Annotated in this window: 17 protein-coding genes, 3 tRNA genes and 1 CRISPR repeat array; of the genes, 8 read left to right on the forward strand and 12 right to left on the reverse strand. The window is 39.9% G+C overall.

Translation table 11 applies throughout. The features are described from left to right. Window positions 1–146: 146 nt before the first annotated feature. From MS_RS07440 to MS_RS07450, 3 genes are all read left to right on the forward strand, one after another. Window positions 147–222: transfer RNA gene (locus MS_RS07440), tRNA-Gly, on the forward strand. Window positions 223–232: 10 nt separating this feature from the next. Beyond that, window positions 233–306, forward strand: a tRNA-Cys gene (locus MS_RS07445). 33 nt (window positions 307–339) lie between these two features. Beyond that, a tRNA-Leu gene (locus tag MS_RS07450) sits at window positions 340–426 on the forward strand. Window positions 427–521: 95 nt separating this feature from the next. On the opposite strand, the gene MS_RS11035 is transcribed toward MS_RS07450, so the two are convergent. After that, complete coding sequence (locus tag MS_RS11035) at window positions 522–668, reverse strand: DUF1232 domain-containing protein (protein ID WP_226977680.1); 147 nt, start codon at window positions 666–668, stop codon at window positions 522–524. A gap of 138 nt (window positions 669–806) precedes the next feature. On the opposite strand from MS_RS11035, the gene MS_RS07455 reads away from it, so the two are divergent. Next, window positions 807–1,901 (forward strand): metallophosphoesterase, encoded by a 1,095-nt coding sequence (locus tag MS_RS07455; RefSeq protein WP_041639891.1) that lies wholly within the window; start codon window positions 807–809, stop codon window positions 1,899–1,901. A 79-nt stretch (window positions 1,902–1,980) separates the two neighbouring features. Here the strand turns inward: MS_RS07455 and metG are convergent, their stop codons facing one another. Next, a complete protein-coding gene (gene metG, locus MS_RS07460; RefSeq protein ID WP_011200799.1) occupies window positions 1,981–4,041 on the reverse strand; it encodes a methionine--tRNA ligase in 2,061 nt (686 codons plus the stop codon). Window positions 4,042–4,196: 155 nt separating this feature from the next. On the opposite strand from metG, the gene apbC reads away from it, so the two are divergent. Beyond that, the gene (apbC, locus tag MS_RS07465) at window positions 4,197–5,309 is read left to right on the forward strand and encodes an iron-sulfur cluster carrier protein ApbC (RefSeq protein ID WP_011200800.1); all 1,113 of its coding nucleotides are present in this window, start codon (window positions 4,197–4,199) and stop codon (window positions 5,307–5,309) included. 85 nt (window positions 5,310–5,394) lie between these two features. Here the strand turns inward: apbC and epmA are convergent, their stop codons facing one another. The 8 genes from epmA to cas6 form a co-directional block, all read right to left on the reverse strand. Further along, window positions 5,395–6,366, reverse strand: coding sequence for an elongation factor P--(R)-beta-lysine ligase (gene epmA / locus MS_RS07470; protein ID WP_011200801.1), 972 nt, complete (start codon window positions 6,364–6,366; stop codon window positions 5,395–5,397). Between the two features lie 247 nt (window positions 6,367–6,613). Beyond that, window positions 6,614–7,655: direct repeats of the CRISPR family, unit length 37 nt; unit sequence GTTTCAATCCCTTTAAGACAGGGCAAGGTCTTTCGAC. A gap of 218 nt (window positions 7,656–7,873) precedes the next feature. Further along, a complete protein-coding gene (cas2, locus tag MS_RS07475; protein WP_011200802.1) occupies window positions 7,874–8,149 on the reverse strand; it encodes a CRISPR-associated endonuclease Cas2 in 276 nt (91 codons plus the stop codon). Further along, window positions 8,137–9,138 (reverse strand): CRISPR-associated endonuclease Cas1, encoded by a 1,002-nt coding sequence (cas1, locus tag MS_RS07480; RefSeq protein ID WP_011200803.1) that lies wholly within the window; start codon window positions 9,136–9,138, stop codon window positions 8,137–8,139. The genes cas2 (MS_RS07475) and cas1 overlap by 13 nt, the downstream gene beginning before the upstream one ends. 9 nt (window positions 9,139–9,147) lie before the next feature. Continuing rightward, entirely contained in the window at window positions 9,148–9,426 is a 279-nt protein-coding gene (gene cas2 / locus MS_RS07485; protein WP_011200804.1) for a CRISPR-associated endonuclease Cas2, read from the reverse strand. A 767-nt stretch (window positions 9,427–10,193) separates the two neighbouring features. Then, window positions 10,194–11,348 (reverse strand): CRISPR-associated ring nuclease Csm6, encoded by a 1,155-nt coding sequence (gene csm6, locus MS_RS07490; RefSeq protein ID WP_011200806.1) that lies wholly within the window; start codon window positions 11,346–11,348, stop codon window positions 10,194–10,196. Then, a complete protein-coding gene (locus MS_RS07495) occupies window positions 11,348–12,493 on the reverse strand; it encodes a Card1-like endonuclease domain-containing protein (protein WP_041639894.1) in 1,146 nt (381 codons plus the stop codon). The genes csm6 and MS_RS07495 overlap by 1 nt, the downstream gene beginning before the upstream one ends. Before the next feature lie 10 nt (window positions 12,494–12,503). After that, entirely contained in the window at window positions 12,504–12,794 is a 291-nt protein-coding gene (gene csx16, locus MS_RS07500; RefSeq protein WP_041639896.1) for a CRISPR-associated protein Csx16, read from the reverse strand. A 59-nt stretch (window positions 12,795–12,853) separates the two neighbouring features. Then, window positions 12,854–13,726 (reverse strand): CRISPR system precrRNA processing endoribonuclease RAMP protein Cas6, encoded by an 873-nt coding sequence (gene cas6 / locus MS_RS07505; RefSeq protein WP_011200810.1) that lies wholly within the window; start codon window positions 13,724–13,726, stop codon window positions 12,854–12,856. Window positions 13,727–14,026: 300 nt separating this feature from the next. On the opposite strand from cas6, the gene MS_RS07510 reads away from it, so the two are divergent. The 3 genes from MS_RS07510 to MS_RS07520 are packed head-to-tail and all read left to right on the forward strand — an operon-like array spanning window position 14,027 to window position 15,868. After that, complete coding sequence (locus MS_RS07510) at window positions 14,027–14,215, forward strand: hypothetical protein (RefSeq protein ID WP_011200812.1); 189 nt, start codon at window positions 14,027–14,029, stop codon at window positions 14,213–14,215. A 40-nt stretch (window positions 14,216–14,255) separates the two neighbouring features. Next, window positions 14,256–14,558, forward strand: coding sequence for a hypothetical protein (locus MS_RS07515; RefSeq protein ID WP_011200813.1), 303 nt, complete (start codon window positions 14,256–14,258; stop codon window positions 14,556–14,558). Then, window positions 14,558–15,868 (forward strand): ISL3 family transposase, encoded by a 1,311-nt coding sequence (locus MS_RS07520; protein WP_011200814.1) that lies wholly within the window; start codon window positions 14,558–14,560, stop codon window positions 15,866–15,868. The genes MS_RS07515 and MS_RS07520 overlap by 1 nt, the downstream gene beginning before the upstream one ends. On the opposite strand, the gene MS_RS07525 is transcribed toward MS_RS07520, so the two are convergent. Beyond that, window positions 15,814–17,355 (reverse strand): RAMP superfamily CRISPR-associated protein, encoded by a 1,542-nt coding sequence (locus MS_RS07525; protein ID WP_011200815.1) that lies wholly within the window; start codon window positions 17,353–17,355, stop codon window positions 15,814–15,816. The two genes, MS_RS07520 and MS_RS07525, sit on opposite strands and share 55 nt — an antisense overlap. Continuing rightward, on the reverse strand, window positions 17,355–18,302 hold the full coding sequence (gene csm4 / locus MS_RS07530; RefSeq protein WP_011200816.1) for a type III-A CRISPR-associated RAMP protein Csm4: 948 nt from the start codon (window positions 18,300–18,302) through the stop codon (window positions 17,355–17,357). The genes MS_RS07525 and csm4 overlap by 1 nt, the downstream gene beginning before the upstream one ends. Between the last annotated feature and the right edge of the window lie 3 nt (window positions 18,303–18,305).

An 18,305-nucleotide genomic window follows, 5' to 3' on the forward strand; every position in this document is an offset into this window, starting at 1 on the left:
TTAGCTTTCTTTTGTATGCTTTTTAATTGAATTGTATTTTTTTTCGGCTGACAACAAAAATTTTTAAATATTTTTTAAATTCACTGTTGACACCGAATCAGATTTCCGTAAAATGCACGCCACTGACAGCGAATGTGTTAGCGAAAGCGGGAATAGCTCAGTTGGTAGAGCACGACCTTGCCAAGGTCGGGGTCGCGAGTTCGAGCCTCGTTTCCCGCTCCAATTACGCTAAGGCGTGTTAGCAAAGCGGTTATGCACTGGATTGCAAATCCATGTAGCTCGGTTCGACTCCGGGACACGCCTCCATTAAATAGCCGTTAGTCAGTAAAAACGCACTCTGCCCGAGTGGTGAAATCGGTAGACACAAGGGATTTAAAATCCCTCGACTTTCGAGTCGTGGCGGTTCAAGTCCGCCCTCGGGCACCATTTTGAGTGGTAAAATTAAAAGAAAAGATAGACGCATGAGCGTCTTTTTTTATACCTGAAATTTGCCTTCCGCCCGAATAATTTTATCAATTACCCTACTTTTTCAAAATCTGTTTGATCAATAAAATTAACGCAATCAAATCGTCACTCAAACCAAGCAAACCGACAAAGGCTTCCGGCACAAGATCAATTGGTGACAAAATATAGAGAATAAGCAAAATAATTTTTATATTTTTCTTCATTGTAAACCTTGTCATTGCTGGGAAATAATAAATCTATTCTAGCATTTCTGAAGCGAAAAAATGGCGAAACTTAATTTAATAAGTAAAGTGCGGTATAATTTTTCGAACTTTTTATGATTATTTTTAAAGGATTATACATTGGAACTTCGTCATTATATTATTTTTGCCGTTGCAACCCTTCTCCTGCAGCTTTTTTTGTATATTTTCAACCGCACTTTATTTTGGCTTTTTAGCGGTAAATTAACTCACCGATTGCGCTATTTTATCGGCTCTTTTACCTTTTTGACCGCAAACGGCATTATTTTTCTGACTATTTTCCGCATTCAACCGCTGTTTCGCCTAAGTGCGCTAATTTTGATTTTATTACTTTTTTCGGCATTTATCAGCGTAGGATTAGCTTTAACTTATAAGTTGTTGAAATCTTTTATAAATTCTTCAATTTTGAACCGCACTTTGCGAGCGGTTTACCCTATCGGCATGTTGATTTTAGTGGGTTTAAGCATTTATAACGCCTATACGCCGAAAGTGATTCATTATCAGATCGAACTTGATAAACCGCTGAAAGCCATGCGCATTGCCGTTGCCAGCGATTTTCACTTAGGCAAATTATTCGGCAGCGAACAAATCGACAAACTAGCCCGAATTATTGAGCGGGAAAAAGCGGATCTCGTATTATTGCCCGGTGATATTATGGACGATAATCTCAATGCTTATCTTGCGGAGCAAATGTCAAGCCATCTTGCAAAATTAAAGGCGCCATTGGGCGTTTATGCGACGCTCGGTAATCACGATTTTTTTGGGCAGCAACAGGCGATTGCCGATGAAATAAATAAAACAGGCATAAAAGTATTGTGGGACGAAGCAGTGACTATCAATAATGAATTTGTTATAGTCGGACGCAATGACGATCTGAATAAAGCGCGTCCGACGACAAAGCGGTTATTGCAAAATGTGGATACCAACCTGCCTGTTTTTCTGATGGATCATCGACCTACCGAAGTCACGGAACATTCGGCGCTGCCTATTGATGTGCAGGTTTCCGGACATACTCACAACGGGCAGATCTTCCCGGCGAATCTGATTATTAAGGCTATGTATCGCTTAGGATACGGCTATGAAAAAATAGCTGACGGGCATTTTTTTGTTACTTCGGGTTATGGTTTTTGGGGAATTCCAATGCGCCTGGGGTCGCAATCCGAAATATTTATCATTGATGTAAAAGGAAAAAATTAAGCCCGGAAGTATATTCCAAACAAAAGGGCCGATTCCCGTATCTTGCGGGAATCGGCCCTTTATTTTTTACCGTCTTGAATTACATTACGCGACTACCCGCTTTAACGCCGGCATCTACATCAAGCAAATATAAATCTTCACCGCCGGTGCCCGCCGATAAAATCATACCTTCAGACACGCCGAATTTCATTTTGCGCGGTGCAAGATTTGCCACCACAATCACAAAACGGCCTTCAAGTTCTTCGGGGTTATTGTAGGCGCCTTTAATGCCGGACAATACCTGACGTTGCTCAAAGCCCAAATCCAGCTGAAATTTCAATAATTTTTTGCTTTCCGGCACTTCTTCGCATTTAATTACTTTTGCCACCCGTAAATCGATTTTGGCAAAATCATCAATGCTGATTTCAGGTTCAATCGGCTCAAAATCCGTTAAAAGTGCGGTGGATTTTTTCGAATTTTTTTCTTCTTTCTTAACTGTTGCATTAACGGCGGCATTTTCCGCTTTTGACGCTTCGATCATGGCATCGATTTGTTTAACGTCTAAACGGCTGAATAAGGCTTTAAACGGCGCAATACCATGGTTTAACAATGGTTGCGCTAAATTATCCCAAGTTAATTCCGCCTGTAGGAAAGCCTCCGAACGTTCCGCCAATTTAGGCAATACCGGTTTCAGATAGCCCATTAACACCCGGAAAAGTTGAATACCCATGGAACAAACCGCCTGCAATTCCGCTTCACGTCCTTCTTCTTTGGCAATCACCCAAGGCGCTTTATCATCCACGTATTTATTCGCTTTATCCGTTAACGCCATAATTTCACGGATAGCTTTACCGAATTCACGGTTTTCATAATAAGCGGCGATTTGCTCCGATTGTGCGATAAATTCGGCGAATAGTGATTCATCTTCTAACTTATCCGCCAATTTACCATCAAAACGTTTTTGAATAAATCCGGCATTGCGCGAAGCCAAGTTAACCAGTTTATTAACTAAATCGGTATTAACGCGTTGTACAAAATCGTCCAGATTTAAGTCTAAATCGTCAATACGGTTACTGAGTTTTGCCGCATAGTAATAACGCAGGCATTCAGGATCCAAATGTTTCAGATAAGTTGCCGCCTGAATAAAAGTACCGCGGGACTTGGACATTTTTTCGCCGTTTACGGTCACATAACCGTGCACGAAAATATTTGTCGGTTTACGATAATTCGCGCCGTCTAACATAGCAGGCCAAAACAGACTGTGGAAATACATAATATCTTTACCGATAAAATGATAAAGTTCCGTATTGCTATCTTTATTCCAAAAACGGTCAAAATCCAAATTTTCCCGTTTACATAAATTTTTAAACGACGCCATATAACCGATTGGCGCATCCAACCAAACATAGAAATATTTGTTTTCCGTACCCGGGATTTTAAAACCGAAATACGGCGCGTCGCGGGAAATATCCCATTGCTGCAAGCCCGCATCAAACCATTCCTGCATTTTGTTTGCCACCTCCGATTGCAAGGCGCCGGAACGGTTCCATTCTTTTAACATGGACTCAAAACTCGGCAAATCAAAGAAGAAATGTTCGCTTTCTTTAATTACGGGTGTTGCGCCGGAAACAGCGGAACGAGGGTTAATTAATTCCGTCGGGCTGTAAGTAGCCGAACACACTTCGCAGTTATCGCCGTATTGATCTTCCGCCTTGCATTTCGGGCAAGTCCCTTTCACAAAACGATCCGGCAGAAACATGGATTTTTCCGGGTCAAACAATTGAGAAATTGTGCGGCTTTTAATAAAACCGTTTTCTTTTAAGCGGCTATAAATTAATTCGGATAATTCTCGGTTTTCTTCCGAATGGGTGGAATGATAATTATCAAAGCTAATGTTAAATCCGCAGAAATCCGCATAATGCTTTTCTTTAACATCCGCAATTAATTGTTCCGGCGTAATGCCCATTTGGTCGGCTTTTAACATAATCGGCGTACCGTGCGCATCATCGGCGCATACAAAATGGATCTCATTGCCGCGCATACGCTGAAACCGCACCCAAATATCCGCCTGAATATGCTCAAGCATATGACCTAAATGAATCGGACCGTTAGCATAAGGCAATGCGCAGGTCACTAAAATTTGACGATGTTGATTTGACATTAAAATAATCCTATTACGACTTATCTTTGATAAAAAAATTATCAGGATTTTACCTTAACTGCGGTATTTTTTCTACTTGAACTATATTTCGCTTAACAGAATCTCAATGTCGTGGTTAAATATCCGAGAATTTATCTCTACTATAGGATTCTATAATGTCTATTATATATACCGATAATCTCAGCGCCGGGCAGCAAGCTCAAATACAAACCTTATTTCAACAGTATCGGCACCCCAGCTTAAAAAAAGATCTCATTGCGTTAAGTGCGGTGAAAAAAGCAGAAAAAGGCGGCGATACGTTACGCATTGAACTTTCGATGCCCTTTCCCTGGAATAGCGCTTTTGAACAATTAAAAGCGGATTTGTCGGATAAATTGTTGTCCGCCACGGAAAGCAAAAATATCAAATGGCAATTAACCTATCAAATCGCTACCTTAAAACGCGCAAACAACCAACCTGCGGTGAAAGGGGTTAAAAATATTATTGCCGTTACTTCGGGCAAAGGCGGGGTTGGTAAATCGACCGTTAGCGTAAACCTGGCACTGGCATTGCAAGCCCAAGGCGCCCGTGTCGGTATTTTGGACGCGGATATTTACGGCCCTTCAATTCCCCATATGTTAGGCGCGCCGGATCAACGCCCGACTTCGCCGGACAACCAACATATCACGCCGATCCAGGCTCACGGATTATTCGCCAACTCTATCGGTTTTCTGATGGATGAAGAAAATGCCACGGTTTGGCGCGGTCCGATGGCAAGCAGTGCATTGAGCCAGTTATTAAACGAAACCTTATGGCCGGATTTGGATTATTTAGTGATCGACATGCCGCCGGGTACCGGGGACATTCAGCTTACTTTATCGCAACAAATCCCGGTAACCGGTGCGGTAGTAGTGACAACTCCGCAGGATATCGCATTGCTTGACGCTGTTAAAGGCATTTCCATGTTTAACCGAGTTTCCGTGCCCGTATTAGGCATTGTGGAAAATATGTCTATGCATATTTGTTCAAACTGCGGTCATCATGAAGCGATTTTCGGCACAGGCGGCGCCGAACGAATCGCACAAAAATACCATGTTGAAATGCTGGGACAATTACCGTTACACATTTGTTTGCGTGAAGATTTAGATAAAGGCACGCCGACGGTCGTTTCAAATTCAAATCAGGAAATCCGCGATGCTTTCATGCAATTAGCGGAAAAAATCGGCTACGAACTTTATTTCCAGGGTGCCGTTATTCCGAGCGAAATTATGTTTCGTGAAGTGAAATAAATCCTTACAAACAAAAGTGCGGTGAAAATTTTAAAAATTTCACCGCACTTTTTTTATTTTATACAATTTGTTCTATATCGTTTAACTAAGCATTATTCACACCAAACGCCATCACTTCTTCAATGCGATTAGCATTTAACGCCGCCATCAGTAAACGGTCAACACCTAACGCAACGCCCGCACAATTCGGCATACCGGCTTCCAGAGCCGCCAATAAACGCTTATCAATAGCCCGTTGCGGCAGACCCATTTTTTCACGTTGGCGGTTATCCCGTTCAAAACGAATGAGTTGCTCGTTCGCATCCGTTAATTCGTTAAAACCGTTAGCCAGCTCCAACCCTTTGAAATAAAATTCAAAACGCTCCGCCACCCGATGATCTTCAGAACTGATTTGTGCTAAAGCCGCTTGACTGGCAGGAAAATGATAAATAACCGCCGGACGGGTTTGCCCGATTTGCGGTTCAACAACCGTGCTGAAAAGAAATTCTAACAAAGTATCCCGTTCTTCATTTTCATCGCACATAAAATGATGTTCGCGCGCTTTCGCTACCAGCTCCGCTCGCGGTGCGGAAAGCGGATCCAGCCCGACATATTGCTGAAAAACGAATTGGTAACTGAAACTTTCCGCCGGTTCGCAATCTAAAATCTGTTGCAATAAATCGTCCACTTCGTTGATTAAGCGATACATATCAAAATGCGGACGATACCATTCCAACATAGTAAATTCCGGATTATGGCGACTACCCGCCTCTTCATTACGAAACACACGGCAAATCTGGAAAATCGCACCGCTACCCGCAGCAAGCAGACGTTTCATATGATATTCCGGGCTGGTCATCAGCCATAGGGTCTTTGAATTTTCACCAATCGGCGCGATAAATTCCGTATTAAATGTGGATAAATGCACATCGGTAACGCCGAACTCGCTTAACACCGGTGTTTCCACTTCCAACAAGCCTCGCTCGGTAAAAAACTTACGGATTTCTCTGATAATTTTTGCACGGGTAAAAAGAGTTTTAATCGGCGCGCTTGGCTGCCATGCTTCTTGTTCAAACATAAAAATACTTCAAAATAAAAAAATAATCCCGTCTATTATAAATAAACGGGCTTATATTCCCAATGAAATTATTATCAATAGATTTTATATTGTGCTGAATTTATCTATTAGCGGTGAAAATAAACAAGTAAATGATAACCACGGCTCCAAAATATACATTAGATAAATTCAAATTGAATTCTCTCCGGTTAGCATACAGACAAAAGAAAAACGTCGATATGATCGTCTAATAACAAAGTCCGATAATAAAATAAGCCCTTTAAGACAGGGCAAGGTCTTCCGACAATAACATGGCTAAAAAATCAGTACATTTAACTGCGTTTCAATCCCTTTAAGACAGGGCAAGGTCTTTCGACAATAACATGGCTAAAAAATCAGTACATTTAACTGCGTTTCAATCCCTTTAAGACAGGGCAAGGTCTTTCGATATTACCAATACCGCACCAGTGAGATTACTCCAAAGTTTCAATCCCTTTAAGACAGGGCAAGGTCTTTCGACCAACTATCGTTACAAAACTAGTGACGCAATGAATGGGTTTCAATCCCTTTAAGACAGGGCAAGGTCTTTCGACAAAACGCTTACGGCGATATGGACGAGAGTTATCTGTTTCAATCCCTTTAAGACAGGGCAAGGTCTTTCGACGACAACGACCGGCTATGACGGCAAATTATATATGTTTCAATCCCTTTAAGACAGGGCAAGGTCTTTCGACTCAAATTCATTCGTCGTTTAGTCACAATCCAAATCGTTTCAATCCCTTTAAGACAGGGCAAGGTCTTTCGACCTAACCAATATCAATTATTAACCATCAACTACCAATGTTTCAATCCCTTTAAGACAGGGCAAGGTCTTTCGACTAAACTTGATACATCTATTGTCGAAGAAGTATTAAGTTTCAATCCCTTTAAGACAGGGCAAGGTCTTTCGACTAAACATTTGGCCAAATATGGTGTATGTGAAACAGTTTCAATCCCTTTAAGACAGGGCAAGGTCTTTCGACAAAATCACTTTAGTAAAAATGAATGCAGTCACTAAGTTTCAATCCCTTTAAGACAGGGCAAGGTCTTTCGACTTAAAGGGCTATTTGCCAAAAAATTACTACGCCACTGTTTCAATCCCTTTAAGACAGGGCAAGGTCTTTCGACATGTGCAAGCGCTATACCCAATAGATATGCTAAAAAGTTTCAATCCCTTTAAGACAGGGCAAGGTCTTTCGACTTTATCAATCCCGTTCAGGACGCCAATACATGAGTTTCAATCCCTTTAAGACAGGGCAAGGTCTTTCGACTGCGGTAAGCAAAAATACATCTTACTTATCAATAGGTTAAAAAACATATTTTTGTAAAAAATAGTGCGATAATAAGTTGGCTTATTTTTGTGTATAAAAATCATACAATTAAAAAATTTTACTATTCCAGACAGAAAAAGACAAAAGAAGTATAACAAATTTCTTATCAAATGTTATGTACCTTTTCTTTCATATAATACTTATTTTTATAAAAATGATTAAAATACAAATGTACTTAAAACTATCCCCTCCGGCATTGGATTTTTCCCTATTTGCCAATATTTTGCCTGTACCGGAAGAGGATAAATTCGTAAATCGTCCTCTTTTTTATTATATAATCGTAAAACTGTTTGCATATATTTATCAAGTTGTTCTTTTGTCCCGTTAAATAGAAATACGCTATATTGTAACGGCGTAGCAAATTTAATCATTCTGCGATAAATGCGCTGTAACCGTTTACTGTCCGTGATGTCATAACCAATTAAATATCGCATTTTTCATTTCCTAAAATATGTGCCATATTAATTGTATAATCATCAAACTGATCTTGATGATATTCCGTTTGGTAACCGCAAATCAAATGAACTAATTCATACGCCTGTTTTTCAAATATTTTCCGCCACTCAGAAACAACTTTTTCAAAGGCTGTATAAAATATAACTCGTCCTTCCTTACCTAAAATACAACCTTCATTTGTTTGTGAAAATTGGTCAATTTTAAGAACTTCAGCCGTAAAACACTCGGCTATCCACTCATCAACACTTGGTCTAATTGGTTCCATTAAATCACAAGATAAAGATTTCCTACCAAAATGCAATGTGTGAAAAAAACCAATATAAGGATCCAATCCTGCCCCATATACTGCTAACGTGGCTTCACTATATAAAAGAGTATAGGTAAGAGAAAGTACAGCATTGACAGGATCTTTAGGGGGACGTCTATTTCTACCATTAAAACCTAACGAGCGGGGTAAAATATCAGCAAAAGCCGCAAAATAAATAGCGCCCATTCTGCCTTCAATACCACGCAGACTATCTATATTTTCTTGTTTTACTATCAAATTAAATAGTTTTTGTAATTCGGCAATAAAGGTAATGATTTTGGGATTATGTTCTATAAATTTTGCTAAAAATTGACATTGTTTAATACATTTATTTAACACAATATTTTTAGCTAAGGTTAAACAGAACAGCTTATTATCCGCCAAATAGGTTTGAGTTACACGACGATACGCATCATTATGGGGTTGAGGTAGAAATTGCATTGGTTTATTCTTACGACCTTGAAGAAAAACAACGCCGATACCCTTTTCACCTAATTTTGATAACAGAGATATTTGCAAATTAATGTCCCCTTTCATATATAACCGATCTACCGAAGCAAGTGGGATAGTGGCAATTCGTTCACCTTTTTCATAACAAATAAGTACATCACCATTTACTTTAAGTTCTGTCGTTCTACGATCAATATAAAGAGTTGGCATAATATTCCTCTAAATAATTAAATATGGTTGGTTAAATTTAGGTAAAGAAGCACATCCAAATAATTGTGGTTGAGTATCTTTATTGAGTTGAAAAATAAATAATTTATCTTCTTGCTTATCAATACAATTTATAAGCTTTTGTTTAAATTCGACTAATTCTCTATTGGTCAACCAACATTCATAAAAAGATTTCTGCCCGCCCACAGCATAAGCCGATAAGTATTTATGTGTATAATAACGTCGTTTAGAACTGCTAATATCATAAACAATAAGATAACGATCTCGCATTTATTCTCCATCTATATAAATTTTTGTTGGCATATTCATGAATTACTCGGTTGCCGTCATAACCGAGACGGCGGCGGGCTTCCAAGCTATTTTTTTAACTCTTCCACAGTTTTTTCTAAAATCTCAATAATTAAATCCAACATATTTCCTCCTATTATTGCTTGTCTAAATTGGTGCAGACTTTCGGCTCTGCGAACCGCCGAATTACTCGGTTGCGCGCTCTACTGCTCGCTTTATTGCGGCAGCAAGAGCAACGGCTACTAAATGCGTAAACATTGTCTATCTCCTTTTTTGTTGTTCCTATTTGCCTGGCAAGTTTTCGGCACTTGCCAGCCGTAGGGTTTACCCTAATCGTCGAAGAACTCATCGACTATCGCTTCCGCAACGGCAGCTACAACCACTTCTGCTAAGAATAACCACATAATACTTCTCCTGTTTGTCTGTAATGTTCAATAGTACGTTTAACGTTCGACAACGGCACTCTTTTCGTGGTCGCTCACGATCACATTAAAACCGAACAGGCGGTAATAATGTAAATCCATAGTTATAAAATGATGTTGTCATAACATTCTCCTCACGCCTTCAATGGATAAAAGTTTAAAGATTTTTGATGACTTAGGCGTATTCTGCAAATTTGTATCAGTCAGCTGATTTTTAATTTGTGAGTTACGCTGCGTTTCGATGGAGACAGTATAGAGGATAGAAAAATTAAAGAGAGGAAATACAAACTTGTAAAAAAGGGAGCTATTTGTCGCTCCCTGTTTATCTTAAAGTATCTTTAACCTAGCTAGTTCATTCTGGATAGCCGAAATATCTATATTATCAAGATCAATATTTAGCTCATAATTACCGGTTTTACGAGAACTTGATGGAATATAATCACTTTCAGCACCTTTGCCTAGAGAGAAATTTTCTGTAATTTTTTTACGAATATCTGTGCGGGATTCGGAAAGCACATCTTTGAGATCATTATCCATACCAGCCAAACGTTTCTGCATTTCCTCATCTTCTTTAATTTGGCTGTAAATTTTTAAGTAAGTATCGATTGTATGCTTTTCTTCACGAATACCAAATTGCCAGCCTGCATCTTTTGCAACGACTAAGCCTAACAGTAACGCATAACCACGAGGGGCAAGTTTGATTACTTTTGACCCGAATTTAACCAAACGATCTTCAAGCGGTGCCAAAAAAGTAATGCTTTGTTGCGACAATAACGCTTGCGCATTTTTCACCGATTCGCTATAAGAAATCGCCTGATGCTTTAGACCTTCCGGTACACCTAACCCCAAACGCACCCAAGGGATTTCCGCTAACATAACATTGGCTTTGGAGGCGTCTAATTCTACGCCATCACGATTAATAATGATGTGAGAATAAGGCTTGCGATAATAAAAATTAGGCAAAGTTTCAAATTGCTCATCCACTAAAACGTGTGAAAGCGAATCTTGCTTACGCCCATAAAGCGACAAAGCATAGCCCATAAAAAAGCCCATAGTCTTGCGTCCACCGGCAATCGAAACGTGCAACTGACTTTCTTCGCCTTGACAGAGCGAACCAACTAGCTTGACGATATTATCCGCTGCAAATTCATTTTCTTGTGGTGTGCGAATATCTGGCAATTTTTCACCGCTTGTATCTTCAATAATATGAATACAACTTTCATCAAAATGAATAGCCGAAAAACCATATTGGCTACCATAATCTTCGATAAATTCTGCCAATGCCCCTTTGCGTTCTTTGCGTCCGCCTTCAATACCAAGCAAAGCTGATAATAATTTATTCTTGCCTTGAATGGTGGTGATTACTTGAATTTCAGTTGGGATAAAGTTTTTTTCTGTAACCAAAGCATATAAAGTTTCAGTGACTACTGCTGGCGACATTCCTGTAACGGAGAGTAAAATGCGTTTGTTGTAGGTTTTCATTATTTTTCCCTAATCCAATTTTGGAGTTTTTCTTTTAAATCTTTAATACGATAATCATCAATAATTTCAATATTGTCTTTTTCTGCACGACGTTTTACGTGAGCGGGTATCGGATAAAAACTGACTAAACATACTTTCGTTAATGAACCTCCATAATCTTTTAAAGATTTTAATTTGTCTAAATAACCTTGTAATTTAGCGCTATTTTCCTCATTTTCAAAATTCATAGTTTTGCATTCAATAATATGACATTTATTTTTTGCCATAAATACAACGTCTAACTCATTATTTACACCAATTTTATTTTTTTCATATTTAGAATCTACCACTTCTACATTCCAATCAACATCGATAACATCTGTAATACTATTGGCTTGCTTATAAGTAAAATATTCTAACCAGTTCCCATTTAAAAAACTTCTTGTGGATTCATTTTTAAAATCTACAATATCACCATTCAGTTTTACCAAATCTTCATCCGCAAGATCTTCTATAATTAATCTAAGATCATTGTTGTAACCTGCAAGACTAGCTTCTAAATTACTGTTATCTGCTGCACAAGCTAATGAATTTAAGCTTGAAATAATATCTTTATAATTTTTTTGTCTTGTCGCAAAACGTTCTGTAAACATACCTAGTTTATGGAAATTAAAATTATCTTTATTTTTTAATATAGTGATGCCATATCCTGAAAGATAAGTACTAATGAATGTTTCCGTATTTAATTTTTGTACAGGAATATAGTTGTCACCTTCTTTTGATATAAAAATAATTTCCTCTCTATCTGTATTAATATAAAAAATAGGTTTAACACCAGAGAACGCATTCTGAGCAGCTATAGCCATTAATTTTGTACCGCCAGTTACATTTAATGCAATATTTTCATTTTTATATTTTGTTAGCAAATCTAATAGTTCTATTTCCATTCTTTGAAAATCGAACTCATCAGAAAGGTTCATAATATCTACATCAATACCATTTTGCTTAAATGCTAAATGAAGAGAATTTGCTTTTTCTTTAATATCATTTCTTGTAGAAACAACAAACACAGCCTTTTTCGGTTTAAATCCTTTATCTAAAGTTGGCAATAGATTCGGTGCCGCCTGTGCAGACACCAAGCAAACGTGAATATCATATTTTTGCATAAAAGAATCCTTATAATTTTTGAATATAAAATGCCTCAATCGAACAGCCTTGTTCTACAAGTTGTTCGCAGGTTAATTCTGTGCCGCGCTGTTCTGCACGCACATTCACTGATAAAAAATAAAATTTTGCCCCTTTTTGGCAAATATCTGCCGCTAAGTGGATCGGGAGCGTACCAATAACCACATCTCCACTTTGAATTGAACTCGGGTCTAAATGGCGTTCAAAACGGTCAATTTGCACAGATTGTTGTTTAATCCAATCAATTGCGCCTGCGTGTCTTGAAATAAACCAAGTGGTCATTTTGCTCCCTCAAACAATAAAAATTTGATTTTAACAAGCGGTCAAATTTTTCACTCAAATTACAAATTTGTAATCCGATATTTTCCCAATCCAAAGGTTGCATTTTTGCCACAATGTAACCACTGCCCAAAATATAAAAGCTGAATTAATTCGGGCGATAAGTTCTCAAATTGCCATGAGCCGACTACACCACCTAATTTCATTTTCTGATCTTGTCGTGATGAATATCTAGTCCAATCTAACCAAGTAAGATTTTTTTCATATTTAACTGCTTGTAGATCATTTTTAATCAATTCAAAATCTAAATTTAGCGGCTGATGATGAAATTCACTTAATAATGAAATACGTTTGGCTAACCCAATAAAAAAGCGATCTGCATTAATCTGATTTTCTCGCAATGGTTTACCGTTTTCTTGAATGCGTAGTGGCGTTTCAATTTGAATGGTTAAGTAATTTGGCAAAGATTCTGGCAAAATAATTTGTTTTTCGTGTTCAATAATATTGCCTTCTTTTAAGATTGACTGACAAGCGGTCATATTTTGTGAGAATTTTGCAATATCTACTAAATGAGCTTTGCCACGCCCAACGTTATATTCAAATGCTCGTTTAAACGCAAAGGCAATTAACGGTAATTGCTCAATTAAACGTCCAAATAACGCCAAATTAAAGCGTAATTCCGTACCTGTTAAATATATTTTCTCACCCCATTCCGGCGGTTCAATAATATAACCATTCGGTACTTGGCTGAATTTTTGTAACTCGTGCGATGTGGGCGCTGGCGTTTCAAATATATTGGTGTAAGGACAGGAGCGATAAAGCGGACAACCTTTGCAATCCGCTTGTTTAGTCATACAAGCAATTTTGCGTAATGCTCGCCCAAAAGCTCCACGCAAGGTAGAACCTGCATATTCAGGTAAAGAAATCGGTTCCATTACCTGAAAATGGAATTGGTAGCGAGCGATGGGGAGGGTATTTATCATTGTTCTGCCACCAATTTATTACGCCATTTTTTCACATTTTTTTCCGTGTCTTTTTTCTTAAAATCAATTTTTGATTTTAAGGGTATCCGGATTTAGCGGTTGATCTGCGCTAGACGTAATTTTGTAAATAAACCGGATTTTAGGGTTGACGGAAAAGGCCAGATGCCCTAATATTAGATTCAAGAGCTGAGAACAACGGCTCGGGCATAAGCCCAACGGGCGCACCGCCGAACTTGGTGCAGGATAGAAGCCATGTCATACGATGCAAATGATGCGCTGAATGAAATCGAAGAGGCGCTTAGCGAGCTTGAAAGGGTTGCTGAAGACCTAATCAACAACAACCCGAATAAAGAATCAGAATTACGCGGCCAAGGGGTTCACCAAGCGACAAAGCACCTCCGTTTTCGTATTCGCAACATCCGCCGCGGCGAAGCAATTTGACTAACATGCCGCCCTAGGGGCGGCTTTCAGCGAGGTCAGCATGAAAATCAAACTCTATTTTCCGGACGAGTCTATCGCCACGATAAAGCGAATGGGGCTTCGCCAAATGTCTCCCGAGACTCTCAGGTGGACTGCCGATCATCCGTCAAGCAGCTATGGTATGGGCGCTTTGCTCAGAGGCAAGTCTGGTGAAATCCTTGATGGGAAGTCTTTTGCTGCAATGGTGCATGCCTTTGGCGCGTGGATTGAAACAGACAGTGAAGATACCAGTCGTCGAGTTCATAACGCGCTAGTCACTGCTGCCACTGGCACCGAGGAATCGGTTAAGGTGGCAAAGGAGTAATGTCGAATATCCTCAACTGGCCTGATTACAAAGTGCTCCAGGTATCCGAACTGGAGCACGATTACCAGGTACACGCCGAAGTTTCCGAACCGCCTACGCAGTGCCCCCACTGCAATCATCCTGAAATCGTCGGCTTTGGTCGCCGTGATGAGGTGATCATGGATACACCCGTCCACGGAAGGCGTACCGGCATCATGCTTAACCGCCGTCGCTATCGCTGCCAGTCTTGCCGAAAGACGTTTCTGGAGCCTGTACCGCACAAAGACGAAAAGCGGCAGATGACCAACCGCCTGATCCAGTACATCGAGCGCGAGAGCCTGCGCCGCACGTTCTCCAGTGTTGCCGAGGATGTGGGCGTCGATGAAAAGACCGTCCGTAACATTTTCAACGACTATTGTGAACGCCTCGAAAAGACGCTCAATTTTGAAATGCCGCAGTGGTTGGGTATCGACGAAATCCACATCATCAAACCCCGCTGCGTGATCACCAACATTCAGCAGCAGACCATTGTGGACATGCTGGATAACCGCAATAAAACCACCGTCACCCGCTACCTGAGCAAACGCACTGACCGCGACCTGGTGCGCTACGTGGCAATGGATATGTGGAGGCCGTACCGGCAAGCAGTAGAAACCATGATTCCTGACGCCACGGTGATCATCGACAAGTTCCACGTTGTCAGGATGGCGAACGAATCACTGGAACGCGCCAGAAAAGCCATCAGAAGCGCCCTGACGCCACAGCAGCGCCGTGGGTTGATGCGAGATAGGTTTGTCCTACTGAAACGCCGTCACGAGCTGACAGATGCCGAATACATGCGTTTTTCAGGCTGGACATTGAATTACCCTGAGATTGGCCAAGCCTACGAACTGAAAGAAGCCTTTTTCGAGATTTGGGACTGTCAGACCCGGCACCAGGCACAGGAGGCATATTACTCTTGGCTGCGACAGATTACGCCGGAAATGAAAGCCCACTATGACCCGCTTATCAAAGCGATGGGCAACTGGCACGATGACATTTTCGCTTACTTCGACCACCCCATTACCAACGCCTACACCGAGTCACTGAACAACCTGATTCGTGTTGTTAATCGTGTTGGCCGTGGCTACAGCTTTGAAGCGCTGCGAGCCAAGATCCTGTTTACTGAGGGCTTCCAGAAGATCAAGAAGCCACGCTATCAGCGTCAACGGATACCCGAGGGCGCTATGGGCAGGATGCCGTTCTATGGCGTTGCCGAAGCGGGGCCATCCACTAACTACGGCGCTGACATATCAACACTGGTGCGGGAGATTGAGGCGGGGCGTTTATAGCCCTGTTTCAACCCTGTAATCCGGATACCCGATTTTAATAATTCTACGGTAATTTGTTCACAAGCAAATTGACGCTCAGCATTTTCCCACTCAATCGCTTGATTGATTAAGGCTTCCGCTTCTTTTAATAATGGCGAACCTGTATTATCGGCTTGTCGTTCGCTCGTATTTTTTAATTTTTCCACAAAATCCATAATCAAACGCTGATTATCTGAAAGCGAATTTAGCATTTCTGCTTTGGCTTTTTCTTCAGCTAATTTAGCTTGCTGTTTCGCCTCTTCTTCCGCTTTTAATTGAGCTTGTTTCGCTTTTTGTTCTTCACGTTTAGCCAAAATTACCGAGCGATTAAATTTTGATTTTGGTTGAGCATCGCACCATTGTTTTAATGGTTCATTTTCAGCTGTGGGGTCTGCTTCAATAATTGCCCAGCCGAACGGCAGTAAATCATTTTGTTGCTGTTGATTTGTGCCAGCAAGCCAAACAGTGGTGCTGCTATCTTTAAAATTCAGTGGTGTGCCTTTCGCTCCCATAATTTTAATTTGAGCAATGCCATCTGCTTGATAAGTTTTGCTATCCGCTCCATTTTTACCTAAACGAATTAACGCAACATTAGGCAAATTAAATAATTGTTCAAGCTGTTTTAAATAATGACGATTAACTAAATTTCTTTCTGCTAATAATTCAGCTTCTTGTTTAAAAATTGGCAAATAGAAATTTTTAAGCAAAGTAAAATAATCAGCAATCTGCATTTTATTTGCATCGCCTTGCATTAAGGCTAATTCGCTTAAAAATGCACGATATTGACCGCTTTTAATACATTCACGACGTAATGCCATTGCTCGTCCTTCGCCACCTATTTTTCCTACTTTCTTTTTAAAATTTAAAGCGTAATAAATTTTACTTTCTGCTTGTACAAGCGGTGAAAAATCTGCAAATTTTACAAAGCGTAATTTACTCTCGGCAAATTCGCCAATATATTCTTTAAACAATTTTCCGTGATCGTTTTTATTCACTCTCGGATTATTTTTTGCTTGATGAGCTTGATCTAATAATGCTGTCGCTAACGCCCCTTTAAATCCACTTGCAGGAATATAAGGCAAATGTTTGACAGGTAAAAATGCAGTACGCTCAATAGATAAATTATTGATAACTTTATTACCATCACTTTCACGTTGCGCTACTTTACCTACTTTATTTTTATAATCGTTGGCTAACCCTTCGGCAACATCGGCAAAATAATAAGTAGAACTTAACACTTTTTCTTTATTTTCTAAAAAGAATCGTTGAATCGATAATAAATCTAAACGATTTACTCGATTTAATAATTCAGTTTTTTGGCGATTATTTAATGCTAAATTGGCAGGATCGAAATTAAACAAGACTTCATTATCAATCACATAATTCGTCGGTTCAAAATCTTCCCCACAGCCGATATGAATCGGGCTAATTGGGGTGAGATAAATTTTGTGGGTTTGCATAAATTTCATTATTGCTTTTCCTTATTTTCAAAGTCCACAAATAAATTCAGCACAGGAGCGTAACCTTGATGTACCGCATTCGGTTGAGTATTAGATATATTACCCAAGCCATTACCTAAAAACGAGCGCACTTTATATTCGTTTGGCGTGAAAATTGCCCCTACTTTTGCCAAAATAATCGGCTTTTTAAATGGGCTAGAACTTAACGCCTGAATATCACCGTGTCGCCCAAAACGGGTGGTAATTTGGTAATAGCTATTTTCCTTATTTAGCCCTAGATCCTGTGGGGTGGAATTGGCAAGGGTGAAGTAGCAATTTGCATTTTGTGGTGAAAATTCCACCGCTTGCACTTCATCGGCAAGGCTAAATTTCCCCAAACCAATCGATACATCTCGCCCAAAACCAAAATCGCCCACATCTTTCAAGACCTGTTTGAGATCATCCAAATCAAAACGATCTTCATCTAGCACAATATAGAGATCGAGTTGTTGCGTTTGCAGATACCAAGTCAGCTCCGTAGCGTAAGGAGCAAAAATATCTTCGCCTGTTGTGCCCGTTGAGCGGTCAATGGTGTTGTGGTATTGATCTTGGCTCTCTTTCTCAAATTTAAAATCGGCAGAAATAGCAAATTCTTGCCAAAATTTCACCGCTTGCTGTTGAGTATCTTCAACTCTAACCCATTGAACTTTCTTCAATTTTTTTCGATCAGCTTTGTGGCTTTCATCGGTTTGCCAAAAGCGTGAGGGCAAAGTTGGCAAGGGTAAATAGCCTTGCGGAAAGCAATCTGACACCACCATAAAAGGGCGTTGTTCGGTATAACCAGCCAATAATTCCGTTAAGTGAGCTTCGCCAAAACGATTGACAATCGCCCAACAAAGTTGCCCAAATAAGCTATCACCCACCAAAGGCGTACCGAACGCACTTTTAGGCGAAAGCGTAAAACGATAGGTTTTCATTTT

This window comes from [Mannheimia] succiniciproducens MBEL55E (genome assembly GCF_000007745.1).
Lineage (GTDB): Bacteria > Pseudomonadota > Gammaproteobacteria > Enterobacterales > Pasteurellaceae > Basfia > Basfia succiniciproducens.

Coding starts and splice junctions, on each gene's coding strand:
- MS_RS07520 (WP_011200814.1), top strand. CDS start 14,558: ATGTCGAATATCCTCAACTGGCCTGATTACAAAGTGCTCCAGGTATCC.
- metG (WP_011200799.1), bottom strand. CDS start 4,041: ATGTCAAATCAACATCGTCAAATTTTAGTGACCTGCGCATTGCCTTAT.
- cas6 (WP_011200810.1), bottom strand. CDS start 13,726: ATGGAACCGATTTCTTTACCTGAATATGCAGGTTCTACCTTGCGTGGA.
- csm6 (WP_011200806.1), bottom strand. CDS start 11,348: ATGAAAACCTACAACAAACGCATTTTACTCTCCGTTACAGGAATGTCG.
- MS_RS07510 (WP_011200812.1), top strand. CDS start 14,027: ATGTCATACGATGCAAATGATGCGCTGAATGAAATCGAAGAGGCGCTT.
- MS_RS07495 (WP_041639894.1), bottom strand. CDS start 12,493: ATGCAAAAATATGATATTCACGTTTGCTTGGTGTCTGCACAGGCGGCA.
- MS_RS07515 (WP_011200813.1), top strand. CDS start 14,256: ATGAAAATCAAACTCTATTTTCCGGACGAGTCTATCGCCACGATAAAG.
- MS_RS07525 (WP_011200815.1), bottom strand. CDS start 17,355: ATGAAATTTATGCAAACCCACAAAATTTATCTCACCCCAATTAGCCCG.
- csm4 (WP_011200816.1), bottom strand. CDS start 18,302: ATGAAAACCTATCGTTTTACGCTTTCGCCTAAAAGTGCGTTCGGTACG.
- epmA (WP_011200801.1), bottom strand. CDS start 6,366: ATGTTTGAACAAGAAGCATGGCAGCCAAGCGCGCCGATTAAAACTCTT.
- apbC (WP_011200800.1), top strand. CDS start 4,197: ATGTCTATTATATATACCGATAATCTCAGCGCCGGGCAGCAAGCTCAA.
- cas1 (WP_011200803.1), bottom strand. CDS start 9,138: ATGCCAACTCTTTATATTGATCGTAGAACGACAGAACTTAAAGTAAAT.
- cas2 (WP_011200802.1), bottom strand. CDS start 8,149: ATGCGATATTTAATTGGTTATGACATCACGGACAGTAAACGGTTACAG.
- cas2 (WP_011200804.1), bottom strand. CDS start 9,426: ATGCGAGATCGTTATCTTATTGTTTATGATATTAGCAGTTCTAAACGA.
- MS_RS11035 (WP_226977680.1), bottom strand. CDS start 668: ATGAAGAAAAATATAAAAATTATTTTGCTTATTCTCTATATTTTGTCA.
- csx16 (WP_041639896.1), bottom strand. CDS start 12,794: ATGACCACTTGGTTTATTTCAAGACACGCAGGCGCAATTGATTGGATT.